The 26,958-nt window shown below is 71.0% G+C and carries 24 protein-coding genes; 23 read left to right on the plus strand and 1 reads right to left on the minus strand.

Annotation, left to right across the window (positions count from 1 at the left end; translation table 11 throughout):
* Positions 1–160: 160 nt before the first annotated feature.
* A complete protein-coding gene (locus C8054_RS31900) occupies positions 161–1,948 on the plus strand; it encodes an FG-GAP-like repeat-containing protein (RefSeq protein WP_158273773.1) in 1,788 nt (595 codons plus the stop codon).
* Between the two features lie 186 nt (positions 1,949–2,134).
* On the opposite strand, the gene C8054_RS00495 is transcribed toward C8054_RS31900, so the two are convergent.
* On the minus strand, positions 2,135–2,512 hold the full coding sequence (locus C8054_RS00495) for a hypothetical protein (RefSeq protein WP_107154663.1): 378 nt from the start codon (positions 2,510–2,512) through the stop codon (positions 2,135–2,137).
* A 130-nt stretch (positions 2,513–2,642) separates the two neighbouring features.
* Between C8054_RS00495 and C8054_RS00500 the strand changes: the two genes are divergently transcribed.
* The 22 genes from C8054_RS00500 to C8054_RS00605 all read left to right on the plus strand — a co-directional run bounded on the left by C8054_RS00500 (position 2,643) and on the right by C8054_RS00605 (position 26,909).
* Positions 2,643–3,491 carry a helix-turn-helix transcriptional regulator gene (locus tag C8054_RS00500; protein ID WP_107154664.1) on the plus strand — a complete coding sequence of 283 codons (849 nt, stop codon included), beginning with the start codon at positions 2,643–2,645 and terminating at the stop codon, positions 3,489–3,491.
* Between the two features lie 7 nt (positions 3,492–3,498).
* A complete protein-coding gene (locus C8054_RS00505; protein WP_107154665.1) occupies positions 3,499–3,693 on the plus strand; it encodes a DUF397 domain-containing protein in 195 nt (64 codons plus the stop codon).
* 350 nt (positions 3,694–4,043) lie between these two features.
* Positions 4,044–5,234, plus strand: coding sequence for a cyclic dehypoxanthinyl futalosine synthase (gene mqnC, locus C8054_RS00510; RefSeq protein ID WP_107154666.1), 1,191 nt, complete (start codon positions 4,044–4,046; stop codon positions 5,232–5,234).
* 423 nt (positions 5,235–5,657) lie between these two features.
* Entirely contained in the window at positions 5,658–6,920 is a 1,263-nt protein-coding gene (locus tag C8054_RS00515; RefSeq protein ID WP_107154667.1) for a cell wall anchor protein, read from the plus strand.
* Between the two features lie 90 nt (positions 6,921–7,010).
* Positions 7,011–7,721 carry a demethylmenaquinone methyltransferase gene (locus C8054_RS00520; RefSeq protein ID WP_107154668.1) on the plus strand — a complete coding sequence of 237 codons (711 nt, stop codon included), beginning with the start codon at positions 7,011–7,013 and terminating at the stop codon, positions 7,719–7,721.
* A gap of 72 nt (positions 7,722–7,793) precedes the next feature.
* Positions 7,794–8,015 (plus strand): hypothetical protein, encoded by a 222-nt coding sequence (locus C8054_RS00525; protein WP_107154669.1) that lies wholly within the window; start codon positions 7,794–7,796, stop codon positions 8,013–8,015.
* A 135-nt stretch (positions 8,016–8,150) separates the two neighbouring features.
* A complete protein-coding gene (locus C8054_RS00530; RefSeq protein ID WP_107154670.1) occupies positions 8,151–9,425 on the plus strand; it encodes a geranylgeranyl reductase family protein in 1,275 nt (424 codons plus the stop codon).
* 133 nt (positions 9,426–9,558) lie between these two features.
* Complete coding sequence (locus C8054_RS00535; RefSeq protein WP_089154551.1) at positions 9,559–9,924, plus strand: NADH-quinone oxidoreductase subunit A; 366 nt, start codon at positions 9,559–9,561, stop codon at positions 9,922–9,924.
* 11 nt (positions 9,925–9,935) lie between these two features.
* Positions 9,936–10,613 carry an NADH-quinone oxidoreductase subunit B family protein gene (locus tag C8054_RS00540; protein ID WP_091062855.1) on the plus strand — a complete coding sequence of 226 codons (678 nt, stop codon included), beginning with the start codon at positions 9,936–9,938 and terminating at the stop codon, positions 10,611–10,613.
* Positions 10,610–11,347: an NADH-quinone oxidoreductase subunit C gene (locus C8054_RS00545; protein WP_107154671.1), complete on the plus strand. Its 738-nt coding sequence runs from the start codon at positions 10,610–10,612 to the stop codon at positions 11,345–11,347. Before C8054_RS00540 ends, C8054_RS00545 begins: the two co-directional genes overlap by 4 nt.
* On the plus strand, positions 11,344–12,669 hold the full coding sequence (locus C8054_RS00550) for an NADH-quinone oxidoreductase subunit D (protein ID WP_107154672.1): 1,326 nt from the start codon (positions 11,344–11,346) through the stop codon (positions 12,667–12,669). Before C8054_RS00545 ends, C8054_RS00550 begins: the two co-directional genes overlap by 4 nt.
* Positions 12,666–13,838, plus strand: a complete 1,173-nt coding sequence (gene nuoE, locus C8054_RS00555) for an NADH-quinone oxidoreductase subunit NuoE (protein ID WP_107154673.1) — start codon at positions 12,666–12,668, stop codon at positions 13,836–13,838. Before C8054_RS00550 ends, nuoE begins: the two co-directional genes overlap by 4 nt.
* Positions 13,835–15,151 (plus strand): NADH-quinone oxidoreductase subunit NuoF, encoded by a 1,317-nt coding sequence (gene nuoF, locus C8054_RS00560; RefSeq protein WP_107154674.1) that lies wholly within the window; start codon positions 13,835–13,837, stop codon positions 15,149–15,151. The genes nuoE and nuoF overlap by 4 nt, the downstream gene beginning before the upstream one ends.
* Positions 15,151–17,634, plus strand: a complete 2,484-nt coding sequence (locus C8054_RS00565; protein WP_107154675.1) for an NADH-quinone oxidoreductase subunit G — start codon at positions 15,151–15,153, stop codon at positions 17,632–17,634. Before nuoF ends, C8054_RS00565 begins: the two co-directional genes overlap by 1 nt.
* Positions 17,631–18,986: an NADH-quinone oxidoreductase subunit NuoH gene (gene nuoH, locus C8054_RS00570; protein ID WP_107154676.1), complete on the plus strand. Its 1,356-nt coding sequence runs from the start codon at positions 17,631–17,633 to the stop codon at positions 18,984–18,986. The genes C8054_RS00565 and nuoH overlap by 4 nt, the downstream gene beginning before the upstream one ends.
* A gap of 1 nt (position 18,987) precedes the next feature.
* Positions 18,988–19,629, plus strand: coding sequence for an NADH-quinone oxidoreductase subunit NuoI (nuoI, locus tag C8054_RS00575; RefSeq protein ID WP_107154677.1), 642 nt, complete (start codon positions 18,988–18,990; stop codon positions 19,627–19,629).
* Entirely contained in the window at positions 19,626–20,396 is a 771-nt protein-coding gene (locus tag C8054_RS00580) for an NADH-quinone oxidoreductase subunit J (protein WP_107154678.1), read from the plus strand. Before nuoI ends, C8054_RS00580 begins: the two co-directional genes overlap by 4 nt.
* Positions 20,393–20,692 carry an NADH-quinone oxidoreductase subunit NuoK gene (nuoK, locus tag C8054_RS00585; protein WP_089154544.1) on the plus strand — a complete coding sequence of 100 codons (300 nt, stop codon included), beginning with the start codon at positions 20,393–20,395 and terminating at the stop codon, positions 20,690–20,692. Before C8054_RS00580 ends, nuoK begins: the two co-directional genes overlap by 4 nt.
* Positions 20,693–20,702: 10 nt before the next feature.
* Positions 20,703–22,631 (plus strand): NADH-quinone oxidoreductase subunit L, encoded by a 1,929-nt coding sequence (gene nuoL / locus C8054_RS00590; protein ID WP_107154679.1) that lies wholly within the window; start codon positions 20,703–20,705, stop codon positions 22,629–22,631.
* A gap of 64 nt (positions 22,632–22,695) precedes the next feature.
* Positions 22,696–24,228 (plus strand): NADH-quinone oxidoreductase subunit M, encoded by a 1,533-nt coding sequence (locus tag C8054_RS00595; RefSeq protein ID WP_107154680.1) that lies wholly within the window; start codon positions 22,696–22,698, stop codon positions 24,226–24,228.
* Complete coding sequence (gene nuoN / locus C8054_RS00600; protein ID WP_107154681.1) at positions 24,225–25,778, plus strand: NADH-quinone oxidoreductase subunit NuoN; 1,554 nt, start codon at positions 24,225–24,227, stop codon at positions 25,776–25,778. Before C8054_RS00595 ends, nuoN begins: the two co-directional genes overlap by 4 nt.
* A gap of 90 nt (positions 25,779–25,868) precedes the next feature.
* On the plus strand, positions 25,869–26,909 hold the full coding sequence (locus C8054_RS00605) for a polyprenyl synthetase family protein (RefSeq protein ID WP_107154682.1): 1,041 nt from the start codon (positions 25,869–25,871) through the stop codon (positions 26,907–26,909).
* The last annotated feature ends 49 nt before the right edge of the window (positions 26,910–26,958 follow it).

Below are 26,958 nucleotides of genomic sequence, written 5' to 3' on the forward strand. Positions count from 1 at the left end.
ATTGCCTCTCGTCATCGTCCCGGGCCGATGCGTGACGCCACGAGCGTGTGCGTCGGCGCGGGTGGTCGCGCCGCGTCCGGGTCCGGGCGCGGCGCTCGTCATCAACGGGGGCAGTGTGTCGAATGGACGTGTGGGACGCCGGCGGCGGCGGTGGACGGCGGTGGCCGGGACGATCGCGGTCGCCGGCGCGGGACTCGTCGGCGGGGTGCCGGCCGGGGCGGTGAGCGGCGGCAGCCCGGTCACCGATCCGGCGTTCGCCTTCGCCGCCAGGCTGGCCTTCGGCGACGACCGGGTCTGTTCCGGGGCGCTGGTGAGCGCCCAGTGGGTCATCACGGCCCGGTCCTGCCTGAGCGTGGCCGGTGCGCCGGTGGTGGCCGGCCCGCCGGCCCGGCCGACGACAGTGACGGTGGGCCGGCTCGACCTCACCACCACCGCCGGCCAGGTCCGGACGGTCAACCGGGTGGTGCCGCACCCGAGCCGCAACATCGCGCTGGTGCGCCTGGCCGGCACGGTGCCCGGCATCCGGCCGGTCACCCTGGGCACGACCGCCCCGGCGGCCGGCGACACGCTGCGGGCGGTCGGCTTCGGCCGCACCGCGACCGAGTGGATCCCGGACCAGCTGCACGGCGTGGACGTGGCGGTGGCCGCGGTGACGACCACCGGGCTCGATGTCGCCAACCAGGACGGCTCCGGTCCGACCACGTGCCGGGGCGACGCCGGTGGGCCGACGGTCCGGACGGGCGGCGCCAATCCGGAGCTGGTCGCCGTGCACGACACGTCGTGGCAGGGCGGCTGTTTCGGTGAGGCGGAGACCCGACGGAACGCGGTCGAGGCGCGCACCGACGACCTGGCGACCTGGATCCGGCAGAACACGCCGGCGAACTGCAACGCGCAGGGCGGCACGGCCGGCACCGGTGACCAGGCCACCGTCGTGCTGCCGGGCGACTTCACCGGGGACTGCAAGGACGACGTGCTCGGTCAGCTCACCACCGGCGACCTGCGGCTCTACCAGTCGTCCGGCACGATCCCCGGCACCCTGTTCCCGACCCCCTTCCCGACCGTGGGCGCCGGCTGGACCGCGGCCGAGAAGCCTCGGGTGATCGTCGGCGACTTCAACGGCGACGGAAAGTCCGACCTGATGGCCCAGTGGGCCGACGGCGACCTGATGGTCTGGCCGTCCACCGGCGACCCGTCGCGGCTCTTCTCGCCGGGTCGACTGGTCGGCTCGCCCTGGACCACCACCCAGTACCCACGGATCTTCCCGGGGGATTTCAACGGCGACGGGAAGACCGACCTGATCGGTCAGACCACCACCGGCGACCTGTGGCTCTGGCCGTCGACGGGTGACCTCTCCGCGGACAACCGGCTCTTCACGTCGAGCACCCGTCGCCTGGTCGGCGGCGGATGGACGACGACCCAGTACCCGCGGATCTTCCCGGGCGACTTCAACGGCGACGGCCGGACCGATCTCATCGGCCAGGTGTCCAACGGTGAGTTGTGGGCCTGGGCGTCCTCCGGTGACGTGTCCGCGGACAACAGGCTGTTCACCGGCCGCCGGACGGTGGGTGGCAACTGGGCGATCTCGGTCTACCCGCGGGTGGTGCCGGCCGACCTCGACGGCGACGGGATCACCGATCTGCTCGCCCACGGCACGGACGGGACGCTGCGGGCCTACCGCTCGACCGGGGACCTGTCGGCTGACAACCGGCTCTTCCCGAAGCCTCACCCGATCGTGGGCGCGCCGTGGGACAAGGCGAGCAAGCCCCGGATGATCGTCGGGGACATGACCGGGGACGGCCGGGCGGACCTGCTCGGCCAGTCGGCCGACGGGACGCTGACCGGGTTCGAGTCGACCGGCGACATGAGCGCCGACAACCGGCTCTTCGCGGGCAACCGGGGCACCGTAGGGACGGGTTGGACCACCTCCGCCCTGCCCCGCCTGTTCTAACTGACCCTTTCCGGCTGCCGGCCCTCGTCCCATCCGTGGACGAGGGCCGCAGTCGTCGGTCCTGGCTGAGCGCGCGAAGCCCGGCTCACCCACCGTCCGGAAGGCTGCCGGGTTCACTTCCAGGGGGCTACTGCCCCCGGCAGTTACCAAGCTACCTCTGTCCGTTGGCCGTCGACGGACTTCCTGTCAGCGGTCGGTGGCCTGGTCAGGTCGTACGTGGGCGGTCCAGTAGGTGAGGTCGGAGTGGTGCTCGGTAAGGCTGACCGGCTCGCCGCAGGCTTCCTCGATCATCTTGACCGCCTCGTCCAGGTGCGCCGGCTGGTGATCCCAGTCGTCATCCAGGAACAGGTGCAGCCCGACCTCGCCCCGGTCGTCGCCGAGCGCTTCGGCCGCCTCCGGCGACACCAGCACGACGGTGTATCGGGCCGCCTCTCGCTCCGCCTCGGTGAGGGACTGCCGCTCGGCGCGACCGTGTCGGCCGAAACGGTCGATCACGGACGGGATCGGGCCCGGCGAGTCCGCCGGGTCGTGCGGCCGAAGCCAGGTGGGCTGACAGGTCTGCATCGAGACTCCCGAGAGACGGAATCGCAACGTTGCTCTACATGGTTGCGTTTCGGTAAGGCGGTAGTCAATACTCAATGCCACGGTGCATGTCCTGAGCGTGACGATCCACGGGTAGGTCGGAAGGGGCGGTATGGCAAAGGCGAATTTGCCCACCGTCGTCGGGCGTGGGCTCGGCGGCGAGCTGCGCGAGCTGAGGAGGGCGCGAGGGCTCGCGCTGCGGCGGGTGGCGGCCCGGCTGGAATGGCAGGCGTCCAAACTGTCCCGGATGGAGACCGGTGTGCAGGGCATCCAGGCCGCTGACGTGGCGTCCCTGCTGGTGATCTACGGCGTCACCGGGGAGGAACGCCGGCGGCTGCTCGCGATGGCCGAACGCTCGGCCGAGACCGGCTGGTGGGAGGCGATCGGCGGGCTGTCCGACGAGTCGCGCACGCTGATCCGGCTGGAGGCCGAGGCGGCCGGCATCGTGAACTGGGAGCCGCTGCTGGTGCCGGGCCTGTTGCAGACGCCGGACTACGCCCAGGCGGTGATGGTCGGCTGCGGCGTGCCGTCCGACGAGGCGCAGGGGCGGGTGGCCGCCCGGCTGGGCCGGCAGGCGATCTTGAGTCGCCCCGCTCCGCCCGCTCTCCACGTGCTGCTCGACGAGGCGGTGCTGCGCCGGGCGCTCGGCGGTCCCCGAGTGATGGCCCGTCAGCTTCGGCACCTGCTTGAGGCGGCCGAGCGGCCCACGGTCACGCTGCGGGTGGTGCCGCTGGCGGTCGGCGCGCACACCGGCCTGGATGGCTCGTTCGCGCTCCTCGACTTCCCGCGCAACCGGTCGGTGGTCTGTCTCGACCACAAGCTGACCGGGCTGTTCCTGGAGGAGGCCGCGCAGGTGGCGCACTTCCGGCGGGAGGCGGATAGGCTGACCGCTGCGGCGTTGAGTCCCGTCGATTCGATGGCGCTTGTCGCGCGGTACGTGGCGGAGCACGAACGAGAGTGAGCCGAGGATGACCACCCCTGAGCTGTCCGGCGTGACCTGGCGCAAGTCCACCCGTAGCGGCTCCAACGCCAACTGTGTGGAGGTGGCCACGGCGGCGCGGGTGGTCGGCGTACGCGACTCGAAGGACCCGGCCGGGCCGGTGCTGGCCTTCGGCCGGCGGTCCTGGAATGCCTTCGTCGCCGGCCCACCGAACCGCCCCTGACGGCCCGTCAGCTCGGGGATCACCGAGCCAAGCCCTCAGGGCAGCGGTGGGTCGCGCCGCAGTTGGCAGGCGGTTGGTTCGTTGCGGTCCGCCCGGTCGCTGAATCAGACACGATCGCGGGCTGAAAATCATCTCGCACTACCGGGAGTGAGGCGCAAAGCGGTCGTCACTGCCCGAACCCGACCAAGCCTCCCTCAACTACGCCCTGTACGGATTTTCTGGTACACAATACCGTTTTCTGGTGCACGGACGACTGTTCTGATGCACGAGTTGAGGGAGTCGTGTATCAGAACCCACTGGCCCGCATGCGGCTGACGAGGTCGGTTCCGGCCCGACGTAGGCTCGGGGGCGTGACGGCGAACCGGGAGATCGACGACATCCTGCAGCGCGGCGCGGACGGCGGGCGGATCACGCCCGAGGAGGCGCTGCTGCTCTACACCGAGGCGCCCTTCCACGCGCTGGGCGAGGCCGCCGACGCGGTACGGCGGCGCCGGTACCCGGACAACATCGTCACGTACCTGATCGACCGCAACATCAACTACACGAACGTCTGCGTGACGGCGTGCAAGTTCTGCGCGTTCTACCGGGCCCCCAAGCACGCCGAGGGCTGGACCCACCCGACCGAGGAGATCCTGCGCCGCTGCGGCGAGGCGGTCGAGCTGGGCGCCACCCAGGTCATGCTCCAGGGCGGCCACCACCCGGACTACGGCGTGGACTACTACGAGGAGCTGTTCTCCTCGGTCAAGCGGGCCTACCCGCAGCTCGCCATCCACTCGATCGGCCCGAGCGAGATCCTGCACATGGCGAAGGTCTCCGGCGTGAGCCTGGACGAGGCCATCGCCCGGATCAAGGCGGCCGGCCTGGACTCGATCGCCGGCGCCGGCGCCGAGATGCTGCCGGACCGGCCGCGTAAGGCGATCGCGCCGCTCAAGGAGTCGGGCGCGCGCTGGCTCGAGGTGATGGAGTTGGCGCACCGGCAGGGCCTGGAGTCGACCGCGACCATGATGATGGGCACCGGCGAGACCAACGCGGAGCGCATCGAGCACCTGCGGATGATCCGGGACGTGCAGGACCGCACCGGTGGCTTCCGGGCCTTCATCCCGTGGACGTACCAGCCGGAGAACAACCACCTGAAGGGCCGCACCCAGGCCACCGCGCTGGAATACCTGCGCCTGGTCGCGGTGGCCCGGCTCTTCTTCGAGACGGTGCCGCACCTCCAGGCCTCCTGGCTGACCACCGGCAAGGACGTCGGGCAGCTCGCGCTGCACATGGGCGTGGACGACCTGGGCTCGATCATGCTGGAGGAGAACGTCATCTCCTCGGCCGGCGCCCGGCACCGGTCCAACCTGCACGAGTTGATCGGCATGATCCGGTCGGCGGACCGGATCCCGGCCCAGCGGGACACGCTCTACCGCCGGCTCGCGGTGCACCGCACGCCCGCCGACGACCCGAGTGACGACCGCGTGGTCTCGCACTTCTCCTCGATCGCGCTGCCGGGCGGCGGCGTCGGGAAGTCGTTGCCGCTGGTGGAGGCGAACTGACCGGTCCACCGTTCGGTCGGTCGGGAGCGTCGTGCGGCCGGGTGTCGTCCCGTTTCCGGTGGAGCTTCGGCGTGGCCCTCGACGGGCCTGATCGGGAGCCGCTAACGTCCCCGCTCGACACCGCCCATCCGGGCCGCGAGCTGCCAGGTAACAGGTCGGCGGCGACCCGGGCGAGCGTGGCCACGCCGGTCGCCGTCGCGGCTACGCTGGCGGCGTTCGGCGGACCGTCGTCCTCCATCGGCCCATGAGGGCCGTTCACATAACGCACCGCGGCAGGGGCGGGATGGGTGACCATCCCGCCCCTGCTGTCGGTGGGGGACGGTGGCAATTCCCACCCGTGGGACGCTGGCGCCGCGCCGCGTCGCTCCGGTACCGTCCGTTCGTTCCGTGCCTGATCGGCACGTCCCTACCCCCGGGGGAACCATGACTTTCCGATACCGATCCACTCTGGCGCGTGCCGGTGTGGTGGCGCTGCTCTCCACCGCCGGCCTCGCCGCCGCCGGCCCGGCGCACGCCGCCGACGAGGCCGACCTTCAGCTCGTCCCGCTCAGCTACCAGCTCGCCAAGGGCGTCGACGAGGCCCGGGCCAAGCCGTTCAAGTTCCAGGTGGACAACACCACCGGCGCCGTCGACGCGAAGGGCGTCCGGGTCACGGTGGAGACGAAGGGCCTGAAGGACCGCAAGGTCGGCGTGTTGGTCCCGGAGGGCTGCGAGGTGACCGGCACCTCCTTCACCTGCCTGCTCGGCGACCTCGCCGCGGGTACCACCGAGGACTTCGGCATCCCGCTGTTCTCCACCGGCGGCAAGGGTGCGGCCGGCACGCTGAAGGTCTCCATCAGCGCGGCCACCGCCGACCCCGACCTGGAGAACAACTCGGTCGAGCACGACATCACCGTGACCGCCCCCGGCTACGACCTCACCACCTGGGTGCAGGACGTGTACGCCGACGTGCAGGTCGACGGCGACGATGCCGGCGAGGCGAACCTGCGTCCGGTCCGGCCGGGCGAGACCGCGCCGCTCGACTGGGCCGTCTTCAACGACGGCAGCCGGAAGGCCACCGGCGTCGCGTACGGCATCACGTTGCCGGCCGGCGTCACCTTCGCCGAGCTGCCCGAGGGCTGCGTCGAGCAGGACCTGGGCGGCTTCGCGCAGGCGTACTGCGAGGACCGGGGCGCGGTGCTGAAGCCGGGCCAGTTCTACACCGCCGGCGTGCGGGTGAAGGTCGGCGCGGACGTGACCGAGAAGCTGCTCCGGCCCGGCTTCGTCTTCGCCGCCGGCCTGGACTCCGCGTCCGGCGAGCCCGAGGAGGAGCCGCGCGTCGCCAGCTCGGCGCAGCGCCGGGCCTTCTCCGAGGTCGACGACGTCGACAACACCGCCCAGTTCGACGTCTTCGTGGACCCGAACGGGCAGCCGACCCCGACCCCGACGCCGACCGGCACCCCGACCGCCGAGCCGAGCCCGAGCGGCGGCGCGACCGCGGTCCCGACCCCGACTCCGACCCCGACCACGGGTGGCGGCAGCGGCGGCGGCTCCGGTGACGGCGGCCTGCCGGTGACCGGTATGCAGGTCGGCCTGATCGGCGGCATCGGCGCGCTGGTGCTCGCCGCCGGCGCGGCGCTGGTGGTGCTGTCCCGCCGTCGCAAGGTGGTTCTGGTCGCCCCGACCGACGAGCGCACCGGGGACTGAGCCGGACGCTCCGGACACGGCGGGGGCGGGGTGGGCGACCACCTCGCCCCCGCGCCGTACCCGGGTCGTCGCGGCTGGCAGAGTGGAGGGGTGAGCCGTACCCCGCAGGGCCGACGCGCCAGCCTGGAGAAGCAGCCGCACGAGGTCGCCGCCATGTTCGACGGCGTGGCGGCCCGCTACGACCTGACCAACACCGTGCTCTCCTTCGGGCAGGACCGGCCCTGGCGGCGGGCCACCCGGGCGGCGCTCGGGTTGCGCCCCGGCGAGCGGGTGCTGGACGTGGGCGCCGGCACCGGCGTCTCGACCGAGGAGCTGGCCCACTCCGGGGCGTACGCGGTCGGCGCGGACCTGTCGCTGGGCATGCTGCACGCCGGCAAGCGGACCCGCCCGGCGGTGCCGTTGCTGGCCGGCGACGCGCTGCGGCTGCCGTTCGCGGACGCCACCTTCGACGCGGTGACCATCTCCTTCGCGTTGCGCAACGTGAACGACACCGACGCCGCCCTGCGCGAACTGGCCCGGGTGACCCGGCCGGGTGGGCGGCTGGTGGTCTGCGAGTTCTCCACCCCGGTCAACCCGGCGTTCCGCACGGTCTACCTGTCGTACCTGATGCGGTCGTTGCCGACGGTGGCGCGCGCGGTCTCCAGCAACCCCGACGCCTACGTCTATCTCGCCGAGTCGATCCGGGCCTGGCCGGATCAGGCGGCGCTGGCGGCGCGCGTCGGCGCGGCCGGCTGGGGTCGGGTGGCGTGGCGGAACCTGACCGGCGGTGTCGTCGCGCTGCACCGGGCCGTCCGGAACTGATCGCCCTGGCTCTCAGCGGGGCATTTCGTGAATGTCCGGCTTGAGCCTGATTCCCGTCGTAGGCTCGCGCCCATGACGGGACCCGACCACGCCGCCGCCACCGACGACGACGCCGCCGAACTGATCGCCCAGCTCAGGGAGCTGGCCGGCGCGGATCCCACCGAGGTCCGTCAGGTGGTCGCCGAGGTGCTGGCGGCGCTGGACCGCGCGGCCGGGGGCGCGCTGCGCGACCACCTACCCGAGACGATCCGGCTCGACGCCGGGTTGGGACCGACCGCGCCGGCCCGCCCATGACCGATCTGCGCGCGCTCACCGGCGGGTTCCTGCGGAAGTTAGGCCCCCCTCAGCGCATACAGGTGTAACGCCGGTCATAGACTCCAACCCGATCGGCTTGTGAAGCATTTCACGAGCATGCGGGAGGAGGCGCGGATGACCGCGGTGGAGAACGACGCCGACGTCATCGTCGTGGGCGCCGGTCCCGGAGGATCGGCCACGGCATACCACCTGGCGCGGCACGGCGTACGCGTGCTGCTGCTGGAGAAGACGGAGTTCCCCCGGGAGAAGGTCTGCGGTGACGGGCTCACGCCCCGTGCCGTACGGCAGCTCGTCCGGATGGGCGTGGACACCTCGCCCGAGGCCGGCTGGCTGCACAACAAGGGCCTGCGGGTGATCGGCGGCGGGGTACGCCTGGAGCTGGACTGGCCCGACCTGGCCAGCTTCCCCAACTACGGCCTGGTCCGGACCCGGCTCGACTTCGACGACCTGCTCGCCCAGCGGGCCGTCACCGCCGGCGCGAAGCTGCGCACCGGCGTCAACGTCCTCGCCCCGGTGCTCGACGCCGACGACCGGGTGACCGGCGTGCAGGCCGAGGTCGGCCCCGACAAGGAGCCGGCCACCTTCCACGCGCCGCTGGTGGTCGCCGCGGACGGCGTCTCCGGCCGGTTCCCGCTCGCGCTCGGCATGGCCAAGCGGGAGGACCGGCCGATCGGGGTGGCGGTCCGCCGCTACTACCGTTCACCCGCCAAGCACGACGACGACTACCTGGAGTCCTGGCTGGAGCTGCGCGCCAAGGGCAACGACGCGTTGCTGCCCGGCTACGGCTGGATCTTCGGCCTCGGCGACGGCCGGGTGAACGTCGGCCTCGGTGTGCTCAACTCCTCCACGGCGTTCGGCAGGACGAACTACCGCCGGCTGCTCACCGACTGGTTGGCCAACACCCCTGAGGACTGGGGGATGACCGACGAGACCAACGCGGACGGGCCGATCCTCGGCGCCGCGCTGCCGATGGGCTTCAACCGGGTCCCGCACTACAGCCGCGGCGTGCTGCTGGTCGGCGACTCCGGCGGCATGGTCAACCCGTTCAACGGCGAGGGCATCGCGTACGCGATGGAGTCCGGTGAGCTGGCCGCCGAGGTCGCCGTGCAGGCGCTCGCCCGTCCGGCCGGCGCGGAGCGGGAACGGGCGCTGATGGCGTACCCGCAGGAGCTGAAGGCCCGCTTCGGCGGCTACTACCGGCTCGGCGGGATCTTCGTGAAGCTGATCGGTCGGCCCGAGGTGATGCGGATGGCCACCAAGCACGGCATGCCGCACCCGCTGTTGATGCGCTTCGTGCTGAAGCTGCTGGCGAACCTGACCGACCCGCGCGGCGGGGACGCGATGGACCGGGTCATCAACGCCATGACGAAGGTGGCCCCGGCCGTGTGACGAGACCACCGGCCCGCGGTCGACCGACCACGGAGCGGAGAGATCGACCCCCGCCGACCGCTGTCGTCAGGGACGTGAATAGTGTGATTTTGGCCAACCACCGAGGTCAGGGAAGGACGAGCAGGGGACAACGATGACGCTCTCTCCTTATGCACCCATCATCGGGCTGTTCGCCCTCGCCGCGGGGTTCGCGCTGTTCTCCGTGGCCGCTGCCCGATTCGCCGGCCCCCGGCGTCTGAACAAGGCCAAGCTCGAGGCGTACGAGTGTGGCATCGAGCCGAGCCCGCAGCCGGTCGGCGGCGGCCGGTTCCCGATCAAGTTCTACCTGACGGCGATGCTCTTCATCGTCTTCGACATCGAGATCATCTTCCTCTACCCCTGGGCGGTCTCCTTCGACGCCCTGCCGATCTTCGGCTTCGTGGAGATGGTCATGTTCATCGTCGCGGTCTTCGTCGCCTACGCCTACGTCTGGCGGCGCGGCGGGCTGGACTGGGACTGAGGAGGTAGCAGATGGGCATCGAGGAGAAGCTTCCCTCCGGCGTCCTGCTCACCAGCGTCGAGAAGCTGGTGAACTGGTCGCGGAAGTCGTCCGTCTGGGGCGCCACCTTCGGTCTGGCCTGCTGCGCCATCGAGATGATGGCCGCCGGTGGCCCGCACTACGACATGGGCCGGTGGGGCATGGAGGTCTTCCGCGCCTCGCCCCGGCAGGCGGACCTGATGATCGTGGCCGGCCGGGTCAGTCAGAAGATGGCCCCGGTGCTGCGGCAGATCTACGACCAGATGGCCGAGCCCCGCTGGGTCATCTCGATGGGCGTCTGCGCCAGCAGCGGCGGCATGTTCAACAACTACGCCATCGTGCAGGGCGTCGACCACGTCGTTCCGGTCGACATGTACCTTCCCGGCTGCCCGCCCCGGCCGGAGATGCTCATCGACGCGGTGCTGAAGCTGCGCGAGAAGATCATGTACGAGCCGCTGGGCCCGAACGGCCGCAAGATGCTGGAGGCCCGCAAGGAGCGCGGTGACGTGCCGGTCGTGCCGTACGGCTCGATGCCGTCGTCGTACCGCAACGACAAGGCCCGGCGTGCCGAGTGGACGAAGGCGGTCCGCGAGGGGCGCGAGGAGCAGTTGCGGATCGAGAACTGGATGAAGGCGCAGAACCACCTCCAGACGCAGGGAGGCCCGAAATGACCTCGCCGAACGACAGGAACAACGACGGCGGGGTGCCGGTGCCGACCACTCCCGCCGGGGCCAGCGGCACCGCGCCGGCGGAGTACCCGCCGGCCAGCCCGGCCGGGCGGGGCATGTTCGGCAACCAGGGCACCGGTGACGTCTCCGGCTACGGCGGCCTGGTCCGCCAGCGCAAGCCGATCGAGGAGGCCGCCCGCCCGTACGGGAGCTACTTCGACGAGGTGCGGGACGCGCTGGAGGAGGCGTACCCGGCCTTCGGTGACGCGATCGAGAAGGTGGTGGTCGACCGGGGCGAGCTGACCCTGCACGTCCGCCCGGAGCGGATCGCCGAGGTCTGCCAGGTGATGCGCGACGACCTGTCGCTGCGCTTCGAGCTGCTCTCCTCGGTGTCCGGGGTGGACTACCTGGGCGCCGACGCGCGCCGGCTGCACGTGGTCTACCAGCTCACCTCGATGACCTACCGGCGGCAGGTCCGGCTGGAGGCCGCGGTCTCCGTCGAGGAGCCGCACCTGCCGAGCGTCACCGCCGTCTACCCGACCGCCGACTGGCAGGAGCGGGAGGCGTACGACATGTTCGGCATCGTCTTCGACGGCCACCCCAACCTGACCCGGATCCTGATGCCGGACGACTGGGAGGGGCACCCGCAGCGCAAGGACTACCCGCTCGGCGGCATACCCGTCGAGTACAAGGGTGCGGAAATTCCCCCGCCGGACCGTAGGAGGTCCTACCAGTGACCACGTCGAACTACGCGACCGAGCGCGAGACCACCGAGGGCAAGGTCTTCACCGTCACCGGTGGGGACTGGGACCAGGTGGTCTCCGGCACCGACCCGATCAACGACGAGCGGATCGTCGTCAACATGGGTCCGCAGCACCCGTCCACGCACGGCGTGCTCCGGCTGATCCTGGAGCTGGAGGGCGAGACGGTCCGCGAGGCCCGCTCCGTCGTCGGCTACCTGCACACCGGCATCGAGAAGAACCTGGAGTACCGCAACTGGGTCCAGGGCTCGACGTTCGTGACCCGGATGGACTACCTCTCGCCGATCTTCAACGAGACGGCGTACGCGCTCGCGGTGGAGAAGCTGCTCGGCGTCACCGACGACGTCACCGAGCGGGCCACCACCATCCGGGTGCTGATGATGGAGCTGAACCGGATCTCCTCGCACCTGGTCTGGCTGGCCACCACCGGCATGGAGCTGGGCGCGATCAACATGATGTTGTACGGCTTCCGCGAGCGGGAGTACATCCTCGACATCTTCGAGACCATCACCGGCCTGCGGATGAACCACGCGTACGTGCGGCCGGGCGGGGTGGCGCAGGACGTGCCGGACGATGCGATCCGCAAGATCCGCGACTTCCTGGTGCTGATGCCGAAGAAGCTCAAGGAGTACGAGAACCTGCTCTCCGGGCAGCCGATCTGGATCGAGCGCACCACTAACGTCGCGGTGCTCGACGTGACCGCCTGCGTGGCGCTCGGCATCACCGGCCCGGTGCTCCGCTCGGCGGGGCTCGCCTGGGACCTGCGCAAGACCATGCCGTACTGCGGGTACGAGACGTACGAGTTCGACGTGCCGACCCACACCGACGGCGACGTGTGGGGCCGCTACCTGGTCCGGCTGGCCGAGATCCGGGAGTCGCTGAAGCTGGTCGAGCAGGCGCTGGACCGGTTGAAGCCGGGCCCGGTGATGGTCGCCGACAAGAAGATCGCCTGGCCGGCGCAGCTCGCCATCGGCGTCGACGGCATGGGCAACTCGCTGGAGCACGTCGCCAAGATCATGGGTCAGTCGATGGAGTCGCTGATCCACCACTTCAAGCTCGTCACCGAGGGCTTCCGGGTCCCGCCCGGCCAGGTCTACGTCGGCATCGAGTCGCCCCGCGGCGAGCTGGGCGTGCACGCGGTCTCCGACGGCGGCACCCGGCCGTACCGGGTGCACTACCGGGAGCCGAGCTTCGTCAACCTCCAGGCCCTCCCGGCGATGGCCGAGGGCGGCCTGATCGCCGACGTGATCGCCGGTGGCGCCTCGCTGGACCCCGTGATGGGTGGTTGTGACCGATGAGCACCACGTTTACCGAAGAGACCCGGCTGCGGGCGCGGGAGATCATCGCCCGGTACCCGGCGGACCGGTCCCGTTCGGCGCTGCTGCCGCTGCTGCACCTGGTGCAGTCCGAGGAGGGGTACGTCTCCCCGGCCGGCGTCGAGTTCTGCGCCGAGGTGCTCGGGCTGAACAAGGCCCAGGTCGGCGCCGTCGCCACCTTCTACACCATGTACAAGCGCAAGCCGACCGGTGACTACCTGGTCAGCGTCTGCACCAACACGATGTGCGACGTGCTGGGCGGCCAGGCGGTGTACGACACGCTCGCCGAGCACCTGGGCGTCGGGCACGAGGAGACCACCGCCGACGGGAAGATCACCCTGGAGCACGCCGAGTGCCTGGCGGCGTGCGACTACGGCCCGGTGATGACCGTCAACTACGACTTCTTCGACAACGTGGAGCCGCAGGGCGCGCTCGGCGTGGTGCAGGAGTTGCAGGCCGGCGGCCGGCCGATGCCGACCCGGGGCGCGCGGCTCTGCACGCTCAAGGAGATGGCGGTCCAGCTCGCCGGCTTCGCCGACGAGCGGGACGGCGCGGTGGCCGACGGCGGGCCGGGCGAGCCGAGCCTGCGCGGCCTGCGCCTGGCCGAGCAGCACGGCATCTCGGTGCCGGGCTTCGACCCGAGGACGCCGATCCGCAGCAAGGCCGAGGCCGACCGGGCCGCCGCCGAGGCGAAGGCGAAGGCCGAGGCCGGGAAGCCGGCCCCCGCGCCGGCCAAGGCAGTCGAGCCGGCGAAGGCCGACACCACGGCGAAGGCCGACACCCCGGGCAACGCGGGCGCGGCCGAGCCGGCGACGCCGGCGGCGGCCAGCGGCACCACCGCGCCGGACGTGAAGGCGCCGGACGACAAGTCGCCGCAGGTGCGCACCGCCGAGACCCGGCAGCCGGACGCGCGGACCCCGGTCGCGGACGCGCCCGGCACCAAGGTCCCGACGGACGGCCCGGCCCCGGCGCCCCGCGACGCGCGGGCGGCGGAGGCGGCCGGCGCGGCGGCGAACCCGCCGGCCGGTGACGGCAAGCCCGCCGGCGACGCGGCCGGCGCCCAGGAGCGCAACCTCAAGGACGCCGAAGCCGGTACGGACGCCGACGGCGCCGACCCGGCGGACGCGAGCGGAACGGGGGTCCGGAAGTGACCACTCCTCGGCCGGAGACGCTGGCCAAGCTCACGCCGGTGCTCACCAAGCGCTGGCTGTCGCCGGACGCCTGGCGGCTCGGCACCTACGAGAAGCTGGACGGCTACGCCGCCCTGCGCAAGGCGCTCAAGGCGCACCCGGACGACCTGATCCAGCTCATCAAGGACTCCGGGCTGCGCGGCCGGGGCGGCGCGGGCTTCCCGACCGGGCTCAAGTGGGGCTTCATCCCGCAGGGCGACGGGAAGCCGCACTACCTGGTGGTGAACGCCGACGAGGGCGAGCCGGGCACCTGCAAGGACCTGCCGCTGATGACCCACGACCCGCACTCGCTGGTCGAGGGCGTCATCATCGCCTCGTACGCGATCCGGGCCAACCGGGCCTACATCTACATCCGCGGCGAGGCCGTGCACGCCGCCCGCCGGCTGCGCAGCGCGGTCGCCGAGGCGTACGCCAAGGGCTACCTCGGCCGGAACGTCCTCGGCTCGGGCTTCGACCTGGACCTGGTGGTGCACTCCGGCGCCGGGGCGTACATCTGCGGTGAGGAGACCGCGCTGCTGGACTCGCTGGAGGGCTTCCGGGGCCAGCCCCGGCTGCGCCCGCCGTTCCCGGCGACCCACGGCCTGTACGCCAGCCCGACCGTGGTCAACAACGTCGGCACCATCGCCAGCGTGCCGTACATCGTGCTGGGCGGCGCGGAGTGGTGGAAGACCATGGGCACGGAGAAGTCGTCCGGCCCGATGATCTACTCGCTCTCCGGCCGGATCGCCAACCCCGGCCAGTACGAGGCGTCGATGGGCATCACGCTGCGCGAGCTGATCGAGCTGGCCGGCGGCATGCAGCCCGGGCACGAGCTGAAGTTCTGGACCCCGGGCGGCTCGTCGACGCCGCTGCTGACCGCCGAGCACCTGGACGTGCCGCTGGACTTCGAGGGGGTGGCGGCGGCCGGCTCGATCCTGGGCACCACGGCCACCCAGATCTTCTCGGACCAGGACTGCCCGGTGTACGCGACCTACCGGTGGCTGGAGTTCTACCACCACGAGTCGTGCGGCAAGTGCACCCCGTGCCGGGAGGGCAACTACTGGATGGTCCGGGTCTACCGGCGCATCCTGGCCGGCCAGGGCACCCACGAGGACCTGGACACCCTGCTCGACACCTGCGACAACATCCTCGGCCGTTCGTTCTGCGGTCTGGGTGACGGCGCGACCAGCTCGGTGACCTCGTCGCTGAAGTACTTCAAGCAGGACTACCTCGACTACATCGAGGGACGTACCGCACCGAAGCTGTCGGAGAAGACCCTGGTAGGGGCGCACTGATGACGGACGTAGCCAAGCAGACCGAGACCGTCACGCTGACCATCGACGGCGTCGAGGTCACCGCGCCGAAGGGGGCGCTGCTGATCCGGGTCGCCGAGCAGTTGGGCACCGAGATCCCGCGCTTCTGCGACCACCCGCTGCTGGCCCCGGCCGGCGCCTGCCGGCAGTGCCTGGTGGAGGTGGAGGGCCAGCGCAAGCCGGTCGCCTCCTGCACCCAGACCGTCGCCGACGGCATGGTGGTGCGGACCCAGCTCACCTCGCCGGTCGCGAAGAAGGCCCAGGAGGGGGTGATGGAGCTGCTGCTCCTGAACCACCCGCTGGACTGCCCGATGTGCGACAAGGGCGGCGAGTGCCCGCTCCAGAACCAGGCGATGTCCACCGGCCGGACGGACTCGCGCTTCCACGAGCACAAGCGGGAGTACCCGAAGCCGCTGCCGATCAGCACCCAGGTGCTGCTCGACCGCGAGCGCTGCGTGCTCTGCCAGCGGTGCACCCGATTCTCCGAGGAGATCGCCGGCGACAAGTTCATCGACCTGATGGGCCGCTCCTCGCACGAGGAGATCAACATCTACCGGGACGACGCGTACGGTGAGGAGGGCGACGAGGGAGACGTCCCCTTCAACTCCTACTTCTCCGGCAACACCGTGCAGATCTGCCCGGTGGGCGCGCTGACCGGCTCGCAGTACCGCTTCCGCTCCCGCCCGTTCGACCTGGTCTCCTCGCCCAGCGTCTGCGAGCACTGCTCGGCCGGCTGCGCGCAGCGCACCGACTGGCGGCGGGGCAAGGTGCTGCGCCGGCTGGCCGGCGACGACCCGGCGGTGAACGAGGAGTGGAACTGCGACAAGGGTCGCTGGGGCTTCCAGTACGCCCGCGCGTTCGACCGCCTCACCACCCCGCTGGTGCGCGACGAGAAGACCGGTGAGCTGCGCGAGGCGTCCTGGAGCGAGGCGTTCACCCGGGCCGCCGAGGGGCTGCGCGCGGCCCGCGACGACGCGACCGGCACGGCGGTGCTCACCGGCGGCCGGCTCACCGTCGAGGACGCCTACGCGTACGCCAAGTTCGCCCGGGTCGCGTTGCACACCAACGACATCGACTTCCGGGCCCGTCCGGTCTCCCGCGAGGAGGCCGACTTCCTGGCCAGCAACGTCGCCGGGGTCACCGACGTGACCTACGCGGACGTGGAGAACGCGCCCGCCGTGGTGCTGGTCGGCCTGGAGCCGGAGGAGGAGTGCCCGATCCTCTTCCTGCGGCTGCGCAAGGCGTACCTGAAGAAGACGCTCACCGTGTACGCGATCGCGCCGTTCGCGACCCGCGGCCTGGAGAAGCTCGGGGCCAAGCTGGCCCGGGTGGTGCCGGGCGAGGAGGCCAGCGTGCTGGCCGAGCACGCCACGGTGGCCGAGGCGCTGGGGCAGCCGGGCGCGATCCTGATCGTCGGCGAGCGGCTGGGCGCGGTGCCCGGCGGCCTGTCGGCGGCGGCGGACGTGGCCCGGCGTACCGGCGCCCGGCTGGCCTGGGTGCCGCGGCGCGCGGGTGACCGCGGCGCGGTCGACGCGGGCTGCCTGCCGAACCTGCTGCCCGGCGGACGGGTGGTCACCGAGCCGGCCGCCCGCGCGGAGCTGGGCGAGACGTGGGACCTGCCGGCCGGGGTGATCCCGAGCCAGGCGGGCCGCGACACCGACGGCATCCTCGCCGCGGCGGCCGACGGCAAGCTCGGCGCGCTGGTGGTGGCCGGCGTCGACCCGGCCGACCTGGCCGATCCGCGCCGGGCCGAGGCGGCCCTGGACGCGGTGCCGTTCCTGGTCAGCCTGGAACTGCGGATGAGCGCGGTGGCCCGCCGGGCCGACGTGGTCTTCCCGGTCGCCCCGGTGGTCGAGAAGGCCGGCAGCTTCCTGGACTGGGAGGGCCGGCTGCGGACCTTCGAGCGGGTGCTGGACACCGGCGCGATGACCGACGGCCGGGTGTTGGACGCGATCGCCGCGCAGCTCGACGTGCGGCTCGGCACCGGCGACGTGCTGAGCGTGCGCCGCGAGCTGGGCGCGCTGCCCCGGACCCGCACCGAGCGGCCGTCCGCCCCCTCGGTCGAGCCGGCCGCCGTGCCGCAGCCCGGACCGGGCGAGGCCGTGCTGGCGACCTGGCACCAACTGCTCGACCTGGGCAGCCTCACCGACGGCGACGAGCACCTCGCCGGCACCGCCCGCCTGCCGGTCGTCCGGCTGGGCAAGGGCACCGCCGAGACGCTCGGCGTGGCCGACGGCGACCCGGTCACGGTCGGCACCGACCGCGGCGCGGTCACCCTGCCGGCGGCGATCACCGAGATGCCGGACGGTGTCGTCTGGTTGCCGACCAACTCACCCGGTTCGACCGTGCGGCGCAGCCTCGGCGCGACGTCCGGTCACGTCGTCAAGGTGACCGCGGCGCCCGTCGCCGCGGATGCCGCCGCACGGCCGGGTCCGCTCCTCAACGCAGGGGGTGCACACCAGTGAACGCGGTCTACCTCGCGGCGCAGGACCCGACGCTGGCCGACTTCGGCAAGGACCCATGGTGGCTGGTCCTCGGGAAGATCGTCTTCGCGTTCGCGTTCGGCCTGCTGGCCACGCTGCTCGGCGTCTGGTTCGAGCGGCGGGTGGTCGGCCGGATGGCGGTGCGACCCGGCCCGAACCAGGTCGGCCCGTTCGGCCTGCTCCAGACGCTCGCGGACGGCCTGAAGATGGCGTTCAAGGAGGACATCCTCCCGCGCGCCGCCGACAAGGTGGTCTTCTTCTTCGCGCCGACCATCTCGGTGATCTCCGCGGTCACCGCGCTGTCGGTGATCCCGTTCGGCCCGAAGGTGAGCATCTTCGGCCACTGGACGCCGCTCCAGGTCACCGACGTGTCGGTGGCGGTGCTGGTGATCCTGGCCTGCTCCTCGATGGGCGTCTACGGGATCGTGCTCGGTGGCTGGGCCTCCGGCTCGACGTACCCGCTGCTCGGCGGTCTCCGCTCCAGCGCCCAGATGATCTCGTACGAGGTCGCCATGGGGCTGAGCATCGTGGCGGTCTTCATGACCGCCGGCACGATGTCGACCAGCGGGATCGTCGCCAAGCAGGCCGACGGCACGCAGCTCAGCATCGGTGGCTTCGACCTGCCCACCCCGGGCTGGTACGCGATCCTGCTGCTGCCCAGCTTCATCATCTTCTTCATCGCCATGGTCGGCGAGACCAACCGGGCCCCGTTCGACCTGCCGGAGGCGGAGTCGGAGCTGGTCGCGGGCTTCATGACGGAGTACAGCTCGCTGAAGTTCGCGCTGTTCATGCTCTCCGAGTACGTCGCCATGGTGACCATGTCCGCGGTCACCACGACGCTGTTCCTCGGCGGCTGGCGGGCCCCCTGGCCGATCACGCTGTGGTCGGGCGCCAACGAGGGTTGGTGGCCGATGCTGTGGTTCTTCGGCAAGGTGATCCTGCTGGTCTTCGTGTTCGTCTGGCTGCGCGGCACGCTGCCCCGGCTCCGGTACGACCAGTTCATGCGCTTCGGTTGGAAGGTGCTGCTGCCGATCAACCTGGTCTGGATCCTGGTGCTCGCCGGGCTCCGCTCGATCGAGGACTGGCAGACCCGGGACCGGTTGCTCGTCACCGCCATCGGCGCGGGCGTGCTGCTGCTGGCCACGCTCTTCTGGCCGAGCCGGAAGAAGCAGCCGAAGCCGTCGCCCCAGGAGCAGGTGGACAGCCGGCCGTACGGCAGCTTCCCGCTGCCACCGATGGATCTTCAGGTTCCGCCGAGCCCGCGTACCAAGCGCGTGGTCGCCGAGCGGGAGCCGGCCAACGTCGTCGCCGGCTCCGAGTCCAGGGAGGTGTGACGTGGGCGCGATCACCGGAACGTTCAAGGGCTTCGGGGTCACCTTCTCGCACATGTTCAAGAAGGTCGTCACCACCGACTACCCGTTCAAGCCGCCGGTCTCGGCGCCGCGCTACCACGGGCGGCACATCCTCAACCGGCACCCGGACGGGCTGGAGAAGTGCATCGGCTGCGAGCTGTGCGCCTGGGCCTGCCCGGCCGACGCGATCTACGTGGAGGGTGGCGACAACACCGAGGAGCAGCGTTTCTCCCCGGGTGAGCGGTACGCCAGCAACTACCAGATCAACTACGCCCGGTGCATCTTCTGCGGGCTCTGCATCGAGGCCTGCCCGACCCGTTCACTCACCATGAGCAACGAGTACGAGCTGGCCCGGGACAACCGGCAGGACCTGATCTTCACGAAGGAGCAGCTGCTCGCGCCGCTGCTCGAAGGCATGGAGCAGCCGCCGCACCCGATGCGGCTGGGCGACAGCGAGAAGGACTACTACGTCGGTGCGCTGGAGAATCCGGGCACCTCGGCCGGTGCCGAGCACTCGTCGATGGGCCCCGGCCGGTACCAGGTGGAGGAGCACCCCGGCGTGACCTTCCCCGGCGCCGAGCAGGCCGCGCAGCGGTCCGAGGCGGGCAAGGGAGCAGGGGTATGACCACTTCTACGGTGCTCGCCGCGGCGGGCGACGTGACCGGGGGTGAGGAGGTCACGTTCTGGATCCTCGCCCCGCTGGCCCTGATCGGGGCGCTCGGCATGGTGTGGGCCCGCAACGCGGTGCACTCCGCGCTCTGGCTGGTGCTGACCATGCTCTGCCTGGGCGTGTTCTACGTGCTCCAGGCCGGCCCGTTCATCGGCATGGTGCAGATCATCGTCTACACCGGCGCGATCATGATGCTCTTCCTGTTCGTGCTGATGCTCGTCGGCCGGGACGCGTCCGACTCGCTGATCGAGACGTTGCGCGGCCAGCGGGTCGCCGCGGTGGTGCTCGGGCTCGGCTTCGCCGGCCTGGTCGGCACCGGTCTCTACCGCGCGCTCGACGGCGTGCAGGCGGTCGGGCTCGACCAGGCGAACGCCGAGGGCAACGTGCAGGGCATCGCCCGGCTGCTGTTCACCAAGTACGTCTTCGCCTTCGAGCTGACCTCGGCGCTGCTGATCACCGCCGCGGTGGGCGCGATGGTGCTGGCGCACGTGGAGCGGCGCAAGGAGGACCGGATGGACCAGGTCGCCACCATGAAGGCGCGGTTCCGGCCCGGTAACTACCCCGGCCCGAAGCCCGGCCCGGGCGTCTTCGCCACCTCCTCCTCGGTGGCCACGCCGGCCCGCCTGCCGGACGGCCGGCTGACCGACCGTGGCATCCCGGAGATCATGCCGGTGCGCGACATGACGTCGGAGGAGACCGCACTGAAGGGCACTGACAAATGACGCCGGACTACTACCTGATCCTCGCGGCGGTGCTGTTCACCATCGGCGCCGTGGGCGTGCTGGTCCGGCGCAACGCGATCGTGCTGTTCATGTGCGTCGAACTGATGCTCAACGCGGCCAACCTGACCCTGGTCACGTTCAGCCGGATCAACGGTGACCTGAACGGCCAGATCATGGCGTTCTTCGTGATGGTGGTGGCGGCGGCCGAGGTCGTGGTCGGGCTCGCGATCATCATGGCGATCTTCCGGACCCGGCGCTCGGCCAGCGTCGACGACGCCAACCTGCTGAAGTACTGAGGGGCCAGTCGTGGAACAGACTGTGGAATTCGCTACGGCGGATGGGCTGCTGGGCAGTGTCTGGCTGCTGGTGGCGATCCCGCTGGTCAGCGCGGCGGTCCTGCTGCTGCTCGGCAAGCGGGCGGACCGCTGGGGCCACTGGCTGGGCGTGGCGGCCATCGGCGCCGCGTTCGTGCTCGGCCTGACCTACTTCTTCCAGCTCCGAGGCCTGGAGAACAAGCAGGTCCAGTCAAGCCTCTGGCAGTTCATCACGGTCGGCGACCTGAAGGTGGACTTCGGTCTGCTCTTCGACCCGCTGGCCGCGGTGTTCGTGCTGCTGATCACCGGGGTGGGCTTCCTGATCCACCTCTACGCCGTGGAGTACATGGCGCACGACGAGGGCCGGCGACGGTTCTTCGGGTACTTCAACCTGTTCGTCGCCGCGATGCTGCTGCTGGTGCTCGGCAACAACTACGTGATGCTCTACTTCGGCTGGGAGGGCGTCGGCCTGGCGTCGTACCTGCTGATCTCCTTCTGGTACGGCCGGCCGAGCGCGGCCACCGCCGGCAAGAAGGCGTTCCTGATGAACCGGGTCGGCGACGCCGGCCTGGCCATCGGCATCTTCGTCATGTTCGCCATGCTCGGCACCACTCAGTACGACGAGGTGTTCAACGGGGTCGGCTCGCTGACCTCCACCACCGTGCTCGTGCTCGGCCTGCTGCTGCTCCTCGGCGCGGCCGGCAAGTCCGGCCAGTTCCCGCTCCAGGCGTGGCTGCCGGACGCGATGGAGGGCCCGACCCCGGTCTCCGCGCTCATCCACGCCGCCACCATGGTCACCGCCGGCGTCTACCTGATCGCCCGCTCCAACCCGATCTTCTCGGCGAACGAGACGCTCCAGCTCGTGGTGGTCAGCGTCGGTGCGCTCACGCTGCTGATGGGTTGCGTCATCGGCGCGGCGAAGGACGACATCAAGCGGGTGCTGGCCTGGTCCACGGTCAGCCAGATCGGCTACATGTTCCTCGGCGTCGGCCTGGGTGGCGGCGCGTACGCGCTGGCCATCATCCACCTGCTGGCGCACGGCTTCTTCAAGGCCAACATGTTCCTCGGCGCCGGCTCCGTCATGCACGGGATGAACGACCAGGTGGACATCCGCCGCTTCGGCGGCCTGTCGAAGTACATGAAGGTCACCTGGCTGACGTTCATGATGGGCTGGCTGGCCATCATCGGCATCCCGCCGCTCTCCGGCTACTTCTCCAAGGAGCCGATCATCGCGTCCGCGTTCGAGCGGGAGGGCTGGACGGCCTGGCTGTTCGGCATGGCCGCGCTGCTCGGCGCCGGGCTCACCGCGTTCTACATGACCCGGCTCTTCGTGCTCACGTTCCACGGCCCGAAGCGGTGGACCGAGGACATCGAGCACCCGCACGAGTCGCCGAAGCTCATGACGATCCCGCTGATCCTGCTCGCCGCCGGCTCGGTGGTGGCCGGTGGTCTGATGACGCTGAACGACAGCGTGGTGTCCTGGCTGACCCCGGTGCTCGGCGAGGAGGCGGGTGGCGAGGCGCACGGCGTGCTCTCGCACACCGTGATCACCATCCTCTCCATCCTGATCACCGTGCTCGGTGCCGGGCTGGCCTGGTTCCTGTTCCGCAACGGCACGGCCACCGAGCCGCAGCCGGCCGGCGTGCTGGTCACCGCCGCCCGCAAGAACCTCTACACGGACACCGTCAACGAGGCGGTCTTCGAGAAGCCGGGCATCTTCCTCACCCGGGCGCTCGTCTTCCTCGACAACCGGGGCGTCGACGGGCTGGTCAACGGCCTGGCCGCCGCGGTGGGCGGGGGCTCCGGCCGGCTCCGGCGGCTCCAGACCGGCTTCGTGCGGTCGTACGCGACCTCGATCCTGACCGGCGCGCTGCTCGTGGTGGCGGCGTTCCTGGCGGTACAGGCGGGGTGGCTGGCGTGATCGACCTCAACGCGGCCGCCCCCGCCGGCGGGCCACGCAGTCACGACGGAGGTAAGGCCGAATAATGTCCAACTTCCCGTTCCTCTCGGTGCTGACCGTGGCGCCGCTGGTCGGCGCGCTGGTGGTGGCGCTGCTGCCACGTCGGCGGCCGGACCTGGCCAAGCTGGTGGCGTTCGGCTGGTCGCTGTTGGTGCTGGTGCTGTCGGTGGTGATGTGGTTCGCCTTCTCCGCCGACGGTGACCGGTTCCAGTTCCGCGAGTCGTACGCGTGGATCCCGAACTGGGGGGTGCGGTTCACCTTCGAGGTGGACGGCATCGCGCTGGTCATGCTGATGCTGATCGCGATCCTGGTGCCGCTGGTGATCCTGGCGTCGTGGCACGACGCCGAGCAGTCGAAGCGTTCGGTTCCTGTCTACTTCGCGCTGCTGCTCGTCCTCGAGTGCACGATGATCGGCGTCTTCGCCGCCGCCGACGTCTTCCTGTTCTACGTGTTCTTCGAGGTCATGCTCGTCCCGATGTACTTCCTGATCGGCAGCTACGGCGGCCACCAGCGGCAGTACGCGGCGGTGAAGTTCTTCCTCTACTCGCTGGTCGGCGGCCTGTTCATGCTGGCCGCGGTGATCGGTCTCTGGGTGGTCGGCGGGAAGACGTTCGACTGGCAGGCGTTGAGCCAGGCCGAGTTCGCCACCAACACCGCCCGCTGGCTGTTCCTCGGCTTCTTCCTCGCGTTCGCGATCAAGGCGCCGTTCTTCCCGTTCCACACCTGGCTGCCGGACGCCGGTGGCGCCGCGCCGGCCGGTGCGGCGGCGCTGCTGGTCGGTGTGCTGGACAAGGTCGGCACGTTCGGCATCCTGCGCTACTGCCTCCCGCTGTTCCCGGAGGCGTCCCGCTGGTTCGCGCCGTACGCGCTGGCGCTCGGCGTGATCGGCATCATCTACGCGGCGCTGCTGGCGGTCGGGCAGAACGACCTGAAGCGGCTGGTGTCGTACACCTCGATCGCGCACTTCGGCTTCATCGGGGTGGGCATCTTCGCGTTCACCACCCAGGCCGGCACCGGCGCGGTGCTCTACATGCTCAACCACGGTCTCGCCACCGGCCTGCTCTTCCTGGTGGTCGGCATGCTGATCGCCCGGCGTGGCTCGGCGCTGATCAGCGACTTCGGCGGCGCGGGCAAGCTGGTGCCGGTGCTGGCCGGCGTGCTCTTCTTCGCCGGTCTGGCGTCGCTGGCGCTGCCCGGCACCGCGCCGTTCGTCTCCGAGTTCCTGGTGCTGATCGGCACGTTCACCGTCAACAAGCCGGTCGCGGTGATCGCCACGCTCGGCATCATCCTGGCGGCGGCGTACGTGCTGTGGATGGTGCAGCGCACCACCCAGGGCACGCTGAACCCGGCGCTGACCGAGGTCGAGGGCATGCGTCGGGACCTCAGCCTGCGCGAGAAGGTCGTCGTCGCGCCGTTGATCGCGCTGATCGTGCTGCTCGGCTTCTATCCCAAGCCGGTCACCGATGTCATCAACCCCGCCGTCCAGGCGACCATGCAGGACGTCGGCAAGTCCGATCCCGCCCCTGAGGTCGGCAGCGTCCAGGAGGCTTCAAAGTGAGTGAACTGAAGCTGCCGTCGATCGACTACGCGGCGCTCGCTCCCATCCTGATCATGTTGGGCGCCGCCCTGCTGGGCGTCCTGGTCGAGGCGTTCGTGCCGCGCCGGCTGCGCAACGCGGTGCAGCTCGCGCTCGCCCTGGTGGCGGCGCTGGCCGCGATCACCATGGTGATCGTGAAGTCCGACGCCCGGCTGGTCACCGCCGGCGGTGCGATCGCGGTGGACGGGCCGACGCTCTTCCTCCAGGGCGCCATCCTGGTGCTGGCCGTGATGGCGCTGCTGCTGGTCGGCGAGCGCACGGTGGAGCGGGGCGGCGCCTTCGTGGCGCACGCGGCGGTCACCGCCGAGTCGCCCGAGGACCGGAAGCAGGCCGACGGCGTCGGCGGGGCCACCGAGGTCTACCCGCTGATCTCGTTCGCGATCGGCGGCATGCTGATCTTCGTGGCGGCGAACGACCTGCTGACCATGTTCATCTCGCTCGAGGTCTTCTCGCTGCCGCTCTACCTGCTCTGCGCGCTGGCCCGCCGCCGGCGGCTGCTGAGCCAGGAGGCGGCGATGAAGTACTTCCTGCTCGGCGCGTACGCCTCGGCGTTCTTCCTGTTCGGTGTGGCCCTGATCTACGGCTTCACGTCGGGCATCCCGGGCCGGGGCGCCGGTGTCGACTTCGCCACCGTGCACGCCGCGGTCGGCGAGTCCTCGTCCAGCCAGGTGCTGCTCTTCGCCGGCATGGCGCTGCTCGCCATCGGTCTGCTCTTCAAGGCCGCCGCCGCGCCGTTCCACGTCTGGACGCCGGACGTCTACCAGGGCGCGCCGACGCCGGTGACCGGCTTCATGGCGGCCTGCACGAAGGTCGCCGCGTTCGGTGCGCTGCTGCGGGTGTTCCACGTCGCGTTCGCCGGGGCCTCCTGGGACTTCACGCCGGTGATCGGTGTGGTGGCGGTGCTGACCATGCTGGTCGGCGCCGTGCTGGCGGTCACCCAGACGGACATCAAGCGCCTGTTGGCGTACTCGTCGATCGCGAACGCCGGTTACCTGCTGGTGGGTGTGCTGGCCCCCAGCAAGGAGGGGCTGTCGGGCACGATGTTCTACCTGGCCGCGTACGGCTTCTCGGTGCTCGCCGCGTTCGCCGTGGTGACGCTGGTGCGGGACGCGGACGGCGAGGCCACCCACCTGTCCCGCTGGGCCGGGCTGGGCCGCCGCTCGCCGTTCTTCGCGGCGATCTTCACGTTCATCCTGCTGGCGTTCGCCGGCATCCCGCTCACCAGCGGCTTCACCAGCAAGTTCGCGGTCTTCGGCCCGGCGCTGGAGGCCGACCAGGCCTGGCTGGTGATCGCCGGCGTGCTGACCAGCATGGTGCTGGCCTTCCCGTACCTGCGGGTCGTGGTGATGATGTGGCTGTCGGAGCCGGGCGAGGCGACTCCGACGGTGACCGTGCCGGGCGCGCTCACCTCGGCCGCCCTGATGATCGGCGTGCTCGCCACGCTCGTCCTCGGTGTGGTCCCCGGGCCCCTGCTGGACCTGACCACCGGTGCCGCCGAATTCGTCCGATGACGGAAGTGGTTCCACCCGGGGGCCGGTACGCCGTGGCGTACCGGCCCCCGGTCCGTATCCCCCTCACCGAGCAGGTCGAACGGGTGTGGCATGGTTGAAGACGTGGTGAACCCGGCTGGCGAGCGTTCAGGTCAGTTCGGCGCGCTCGGCCTGCACCTCGCCGACCCGCGCGTCGAAGCGTCCGTGCTGGGCGTCCTCGACCGGGTCGAGGCACAACTGTGGTCCGGCGTGGCCAGCGCGGACCCGCTGGTGGCCGACGCGGCCCGGCACCTCATGGAGGCCGGCGGCAAGCGGTTCCGGCCGCTGCTGGTGGCGTTGGGCGCCCAGTTCGGCGATCCGGAGGCCGCCCAGGTGGTCCCGGCCGCGGTGGTGATGGAACTCACCCATTTGGCCACGCTCTACCACGACGACGTGATGGACGAGGCGGCCGTGCGGCGGGGCGCGCCGAGCGCCAACTCCCGCTGGAGCAACTCGGTGGCCATCCTGGTCGGCGACTTCCTCTTCGCGCGGGCCGCGGACATCGCGGCCGACCTGGGCCCGGAGGCGGTCCGGTTGCAGGCGCGCACGTTCGCCCGCCTGGTGCACGGTCAGATCGCCGAGACGGTCGGCCCGCGCGGCACCGACCCGGTCGCGCACTACCTGCATGTGATCGCTGAGAAGACCGGTTCGCTGATCGCCACCTCGGCCCGCTTCGGCGGCATGTTCGGTGGCGCGTCCGCCGCGCACATCGAGGCCCTGGCCGGGTACGGCGAGGTCATCGGCGTCGCGTTCCAACTCTCCGACGACCTGCTGGACATCGCCAGCGAGTCGGTGCAGTCCGGCAAGACGCCCGGCACCGACCTGCGCGAGGGCGTGCCCACCCTGCCGGTGCTCTACGCGCTCGCCGGCGACGACTCGGACGCGGCCAGCGTCCGGCTGCGGGAGATCCTGGCCACCGGCCCGCTCGTCGACGACGCGCTGCACGCCGAGGCGCTCACGCTGCTCCGTGAGTCCCCGGCGCTCAAGCGTGCCCGGGAGACGGTGCGCAGCTATGCCGAGGATGCCCGCGCCCACCTGGCTCCGCTCCCGGAGGGCCCGGCCCGCCGCGCCCTCGAATCCCTCTGCGACTACATCGCCGACCGCACCAGCTGACCCGCTCCGGTCGTCAGGCGGTCGATTACCCCGATGCGTCCGGACCGCG

Origin of the sequence: Micromonospora sp. RP3T, assembly GCF_003027925.1 — a bacterium.
Taxonomy (GTDB): domain Bacteria; phylum Actinomycetota; class Actinomycetes; order Mycobacteriales; family Micromonosporaceae; genus Micromonospora.

Excerpts from the sequence above, each read along its gene's own strand:
- C8054_RS00495 (WP_107154663.1), bottom strand. The coding sequence starts at position 2,512 with ATGCAGACCTGTCAGCCCACCTGGCTTCGGCCGCACGACCCGGCGGAC.
- C8054_RS00535 (WP_089154551.1), top strand. The coding sequence starts at position 9,559 with ATGACGCTCTCTCCTTATGCACCCATCATCGGGCTGTTCGCCCTCGCC.
- C8054_RS00525 (WP_107154669.1), top strand. The coding sequence starts at position 7,794 with ATGACGGGACCCGACCACGCCGCCGCCACCGACGACGACGCCGCCGAA.
- nuoK (WP_089154544.1), top strand. The coding sequence starts at position 20,393 with ATGACGCCGGACTACTACCTGATCCTCGCGGCGGTGCTGTTCACCATC.
- C8054_RS00530 (WP_107154670.1), top strand. The coding sequence starts at position 8,151 with ATGACCGCGGTGGAGAACGACGCCGACGTCATCGTCGTGGGCGCCGGT.
- C8054_RS00540 (WP_091062855.1), top strand. The coding sequence starts at position 9,936 with ATGGGCATCGAGGAGAAGCTTCCCTCCGGCGTCCTGCTCACCAGCGTC.
- C8054_RS00565 (WP_107154675.1), top strand. The coding sequence starts at position 15,151 with ATGACGGACGTAGCCAAGCAGACCGAGACCGTCACGCTGACCATCGAC.
- C8054_RS00580 (WP_107154678.1), top strand. The coding sequence starts at position 19,626 with ATGACCACTTCTACGGTGCTCGCCGCGGCGGGCGACGTGACCGGGGGT.
- C8054_RS00500 (WP_107154664.1), top strand. The coding sequence starts at position 2,643 with ATGGCAAAGGCGAATTTGCCCACCGTCGTCGGGCGTGGGCTCGGCGGC.
- C8054_RS00605 (WP_107154682.1), top strand. The coding sequence starts at position 25,869 with ATGGTTGAAGACGTGGTGAACCCGGCTGGCGAGCGTTCAGGTCAGTTC.
- C8054_RS00595 (WP_107154680.1), top strand. The coding sequence starts at position 22,696 with ATGTCCAACTTCCCGTTCCTCTCGGTGCTGACCGTGGCGCCGCTGGTC.
- C8054_RS00505 (WP_107154665.1), top strand. The coding sequence starts at position 3,499 with ATGACCACCCCTGAGCTGTCCGGCGTGACCTGGCGCAAGTCCACCCGT.
- nuoE (WP_107154673.1), top strand. The coding sequence starts at position 12,666 with ATGAGCACCACGTTTACCGAAGAGACCCGGCTGCGGGCGCGGGAGATC.
- C8054_RS00515 (WP_107154667.1), top strand. The coding sequence starts at position 5,658 with ATGACTTTCCGATACCGATCCACTCTGGCGCGTGCCGGTGTGGTGGCG.
- C8054_RS00545 (WP_107154671.1), top strand. The coding sequence starts at position 10,610 with ATGACCTCGCCGAACGACAGGAACAACGACGGCGGGGTGCCGGTGCCG.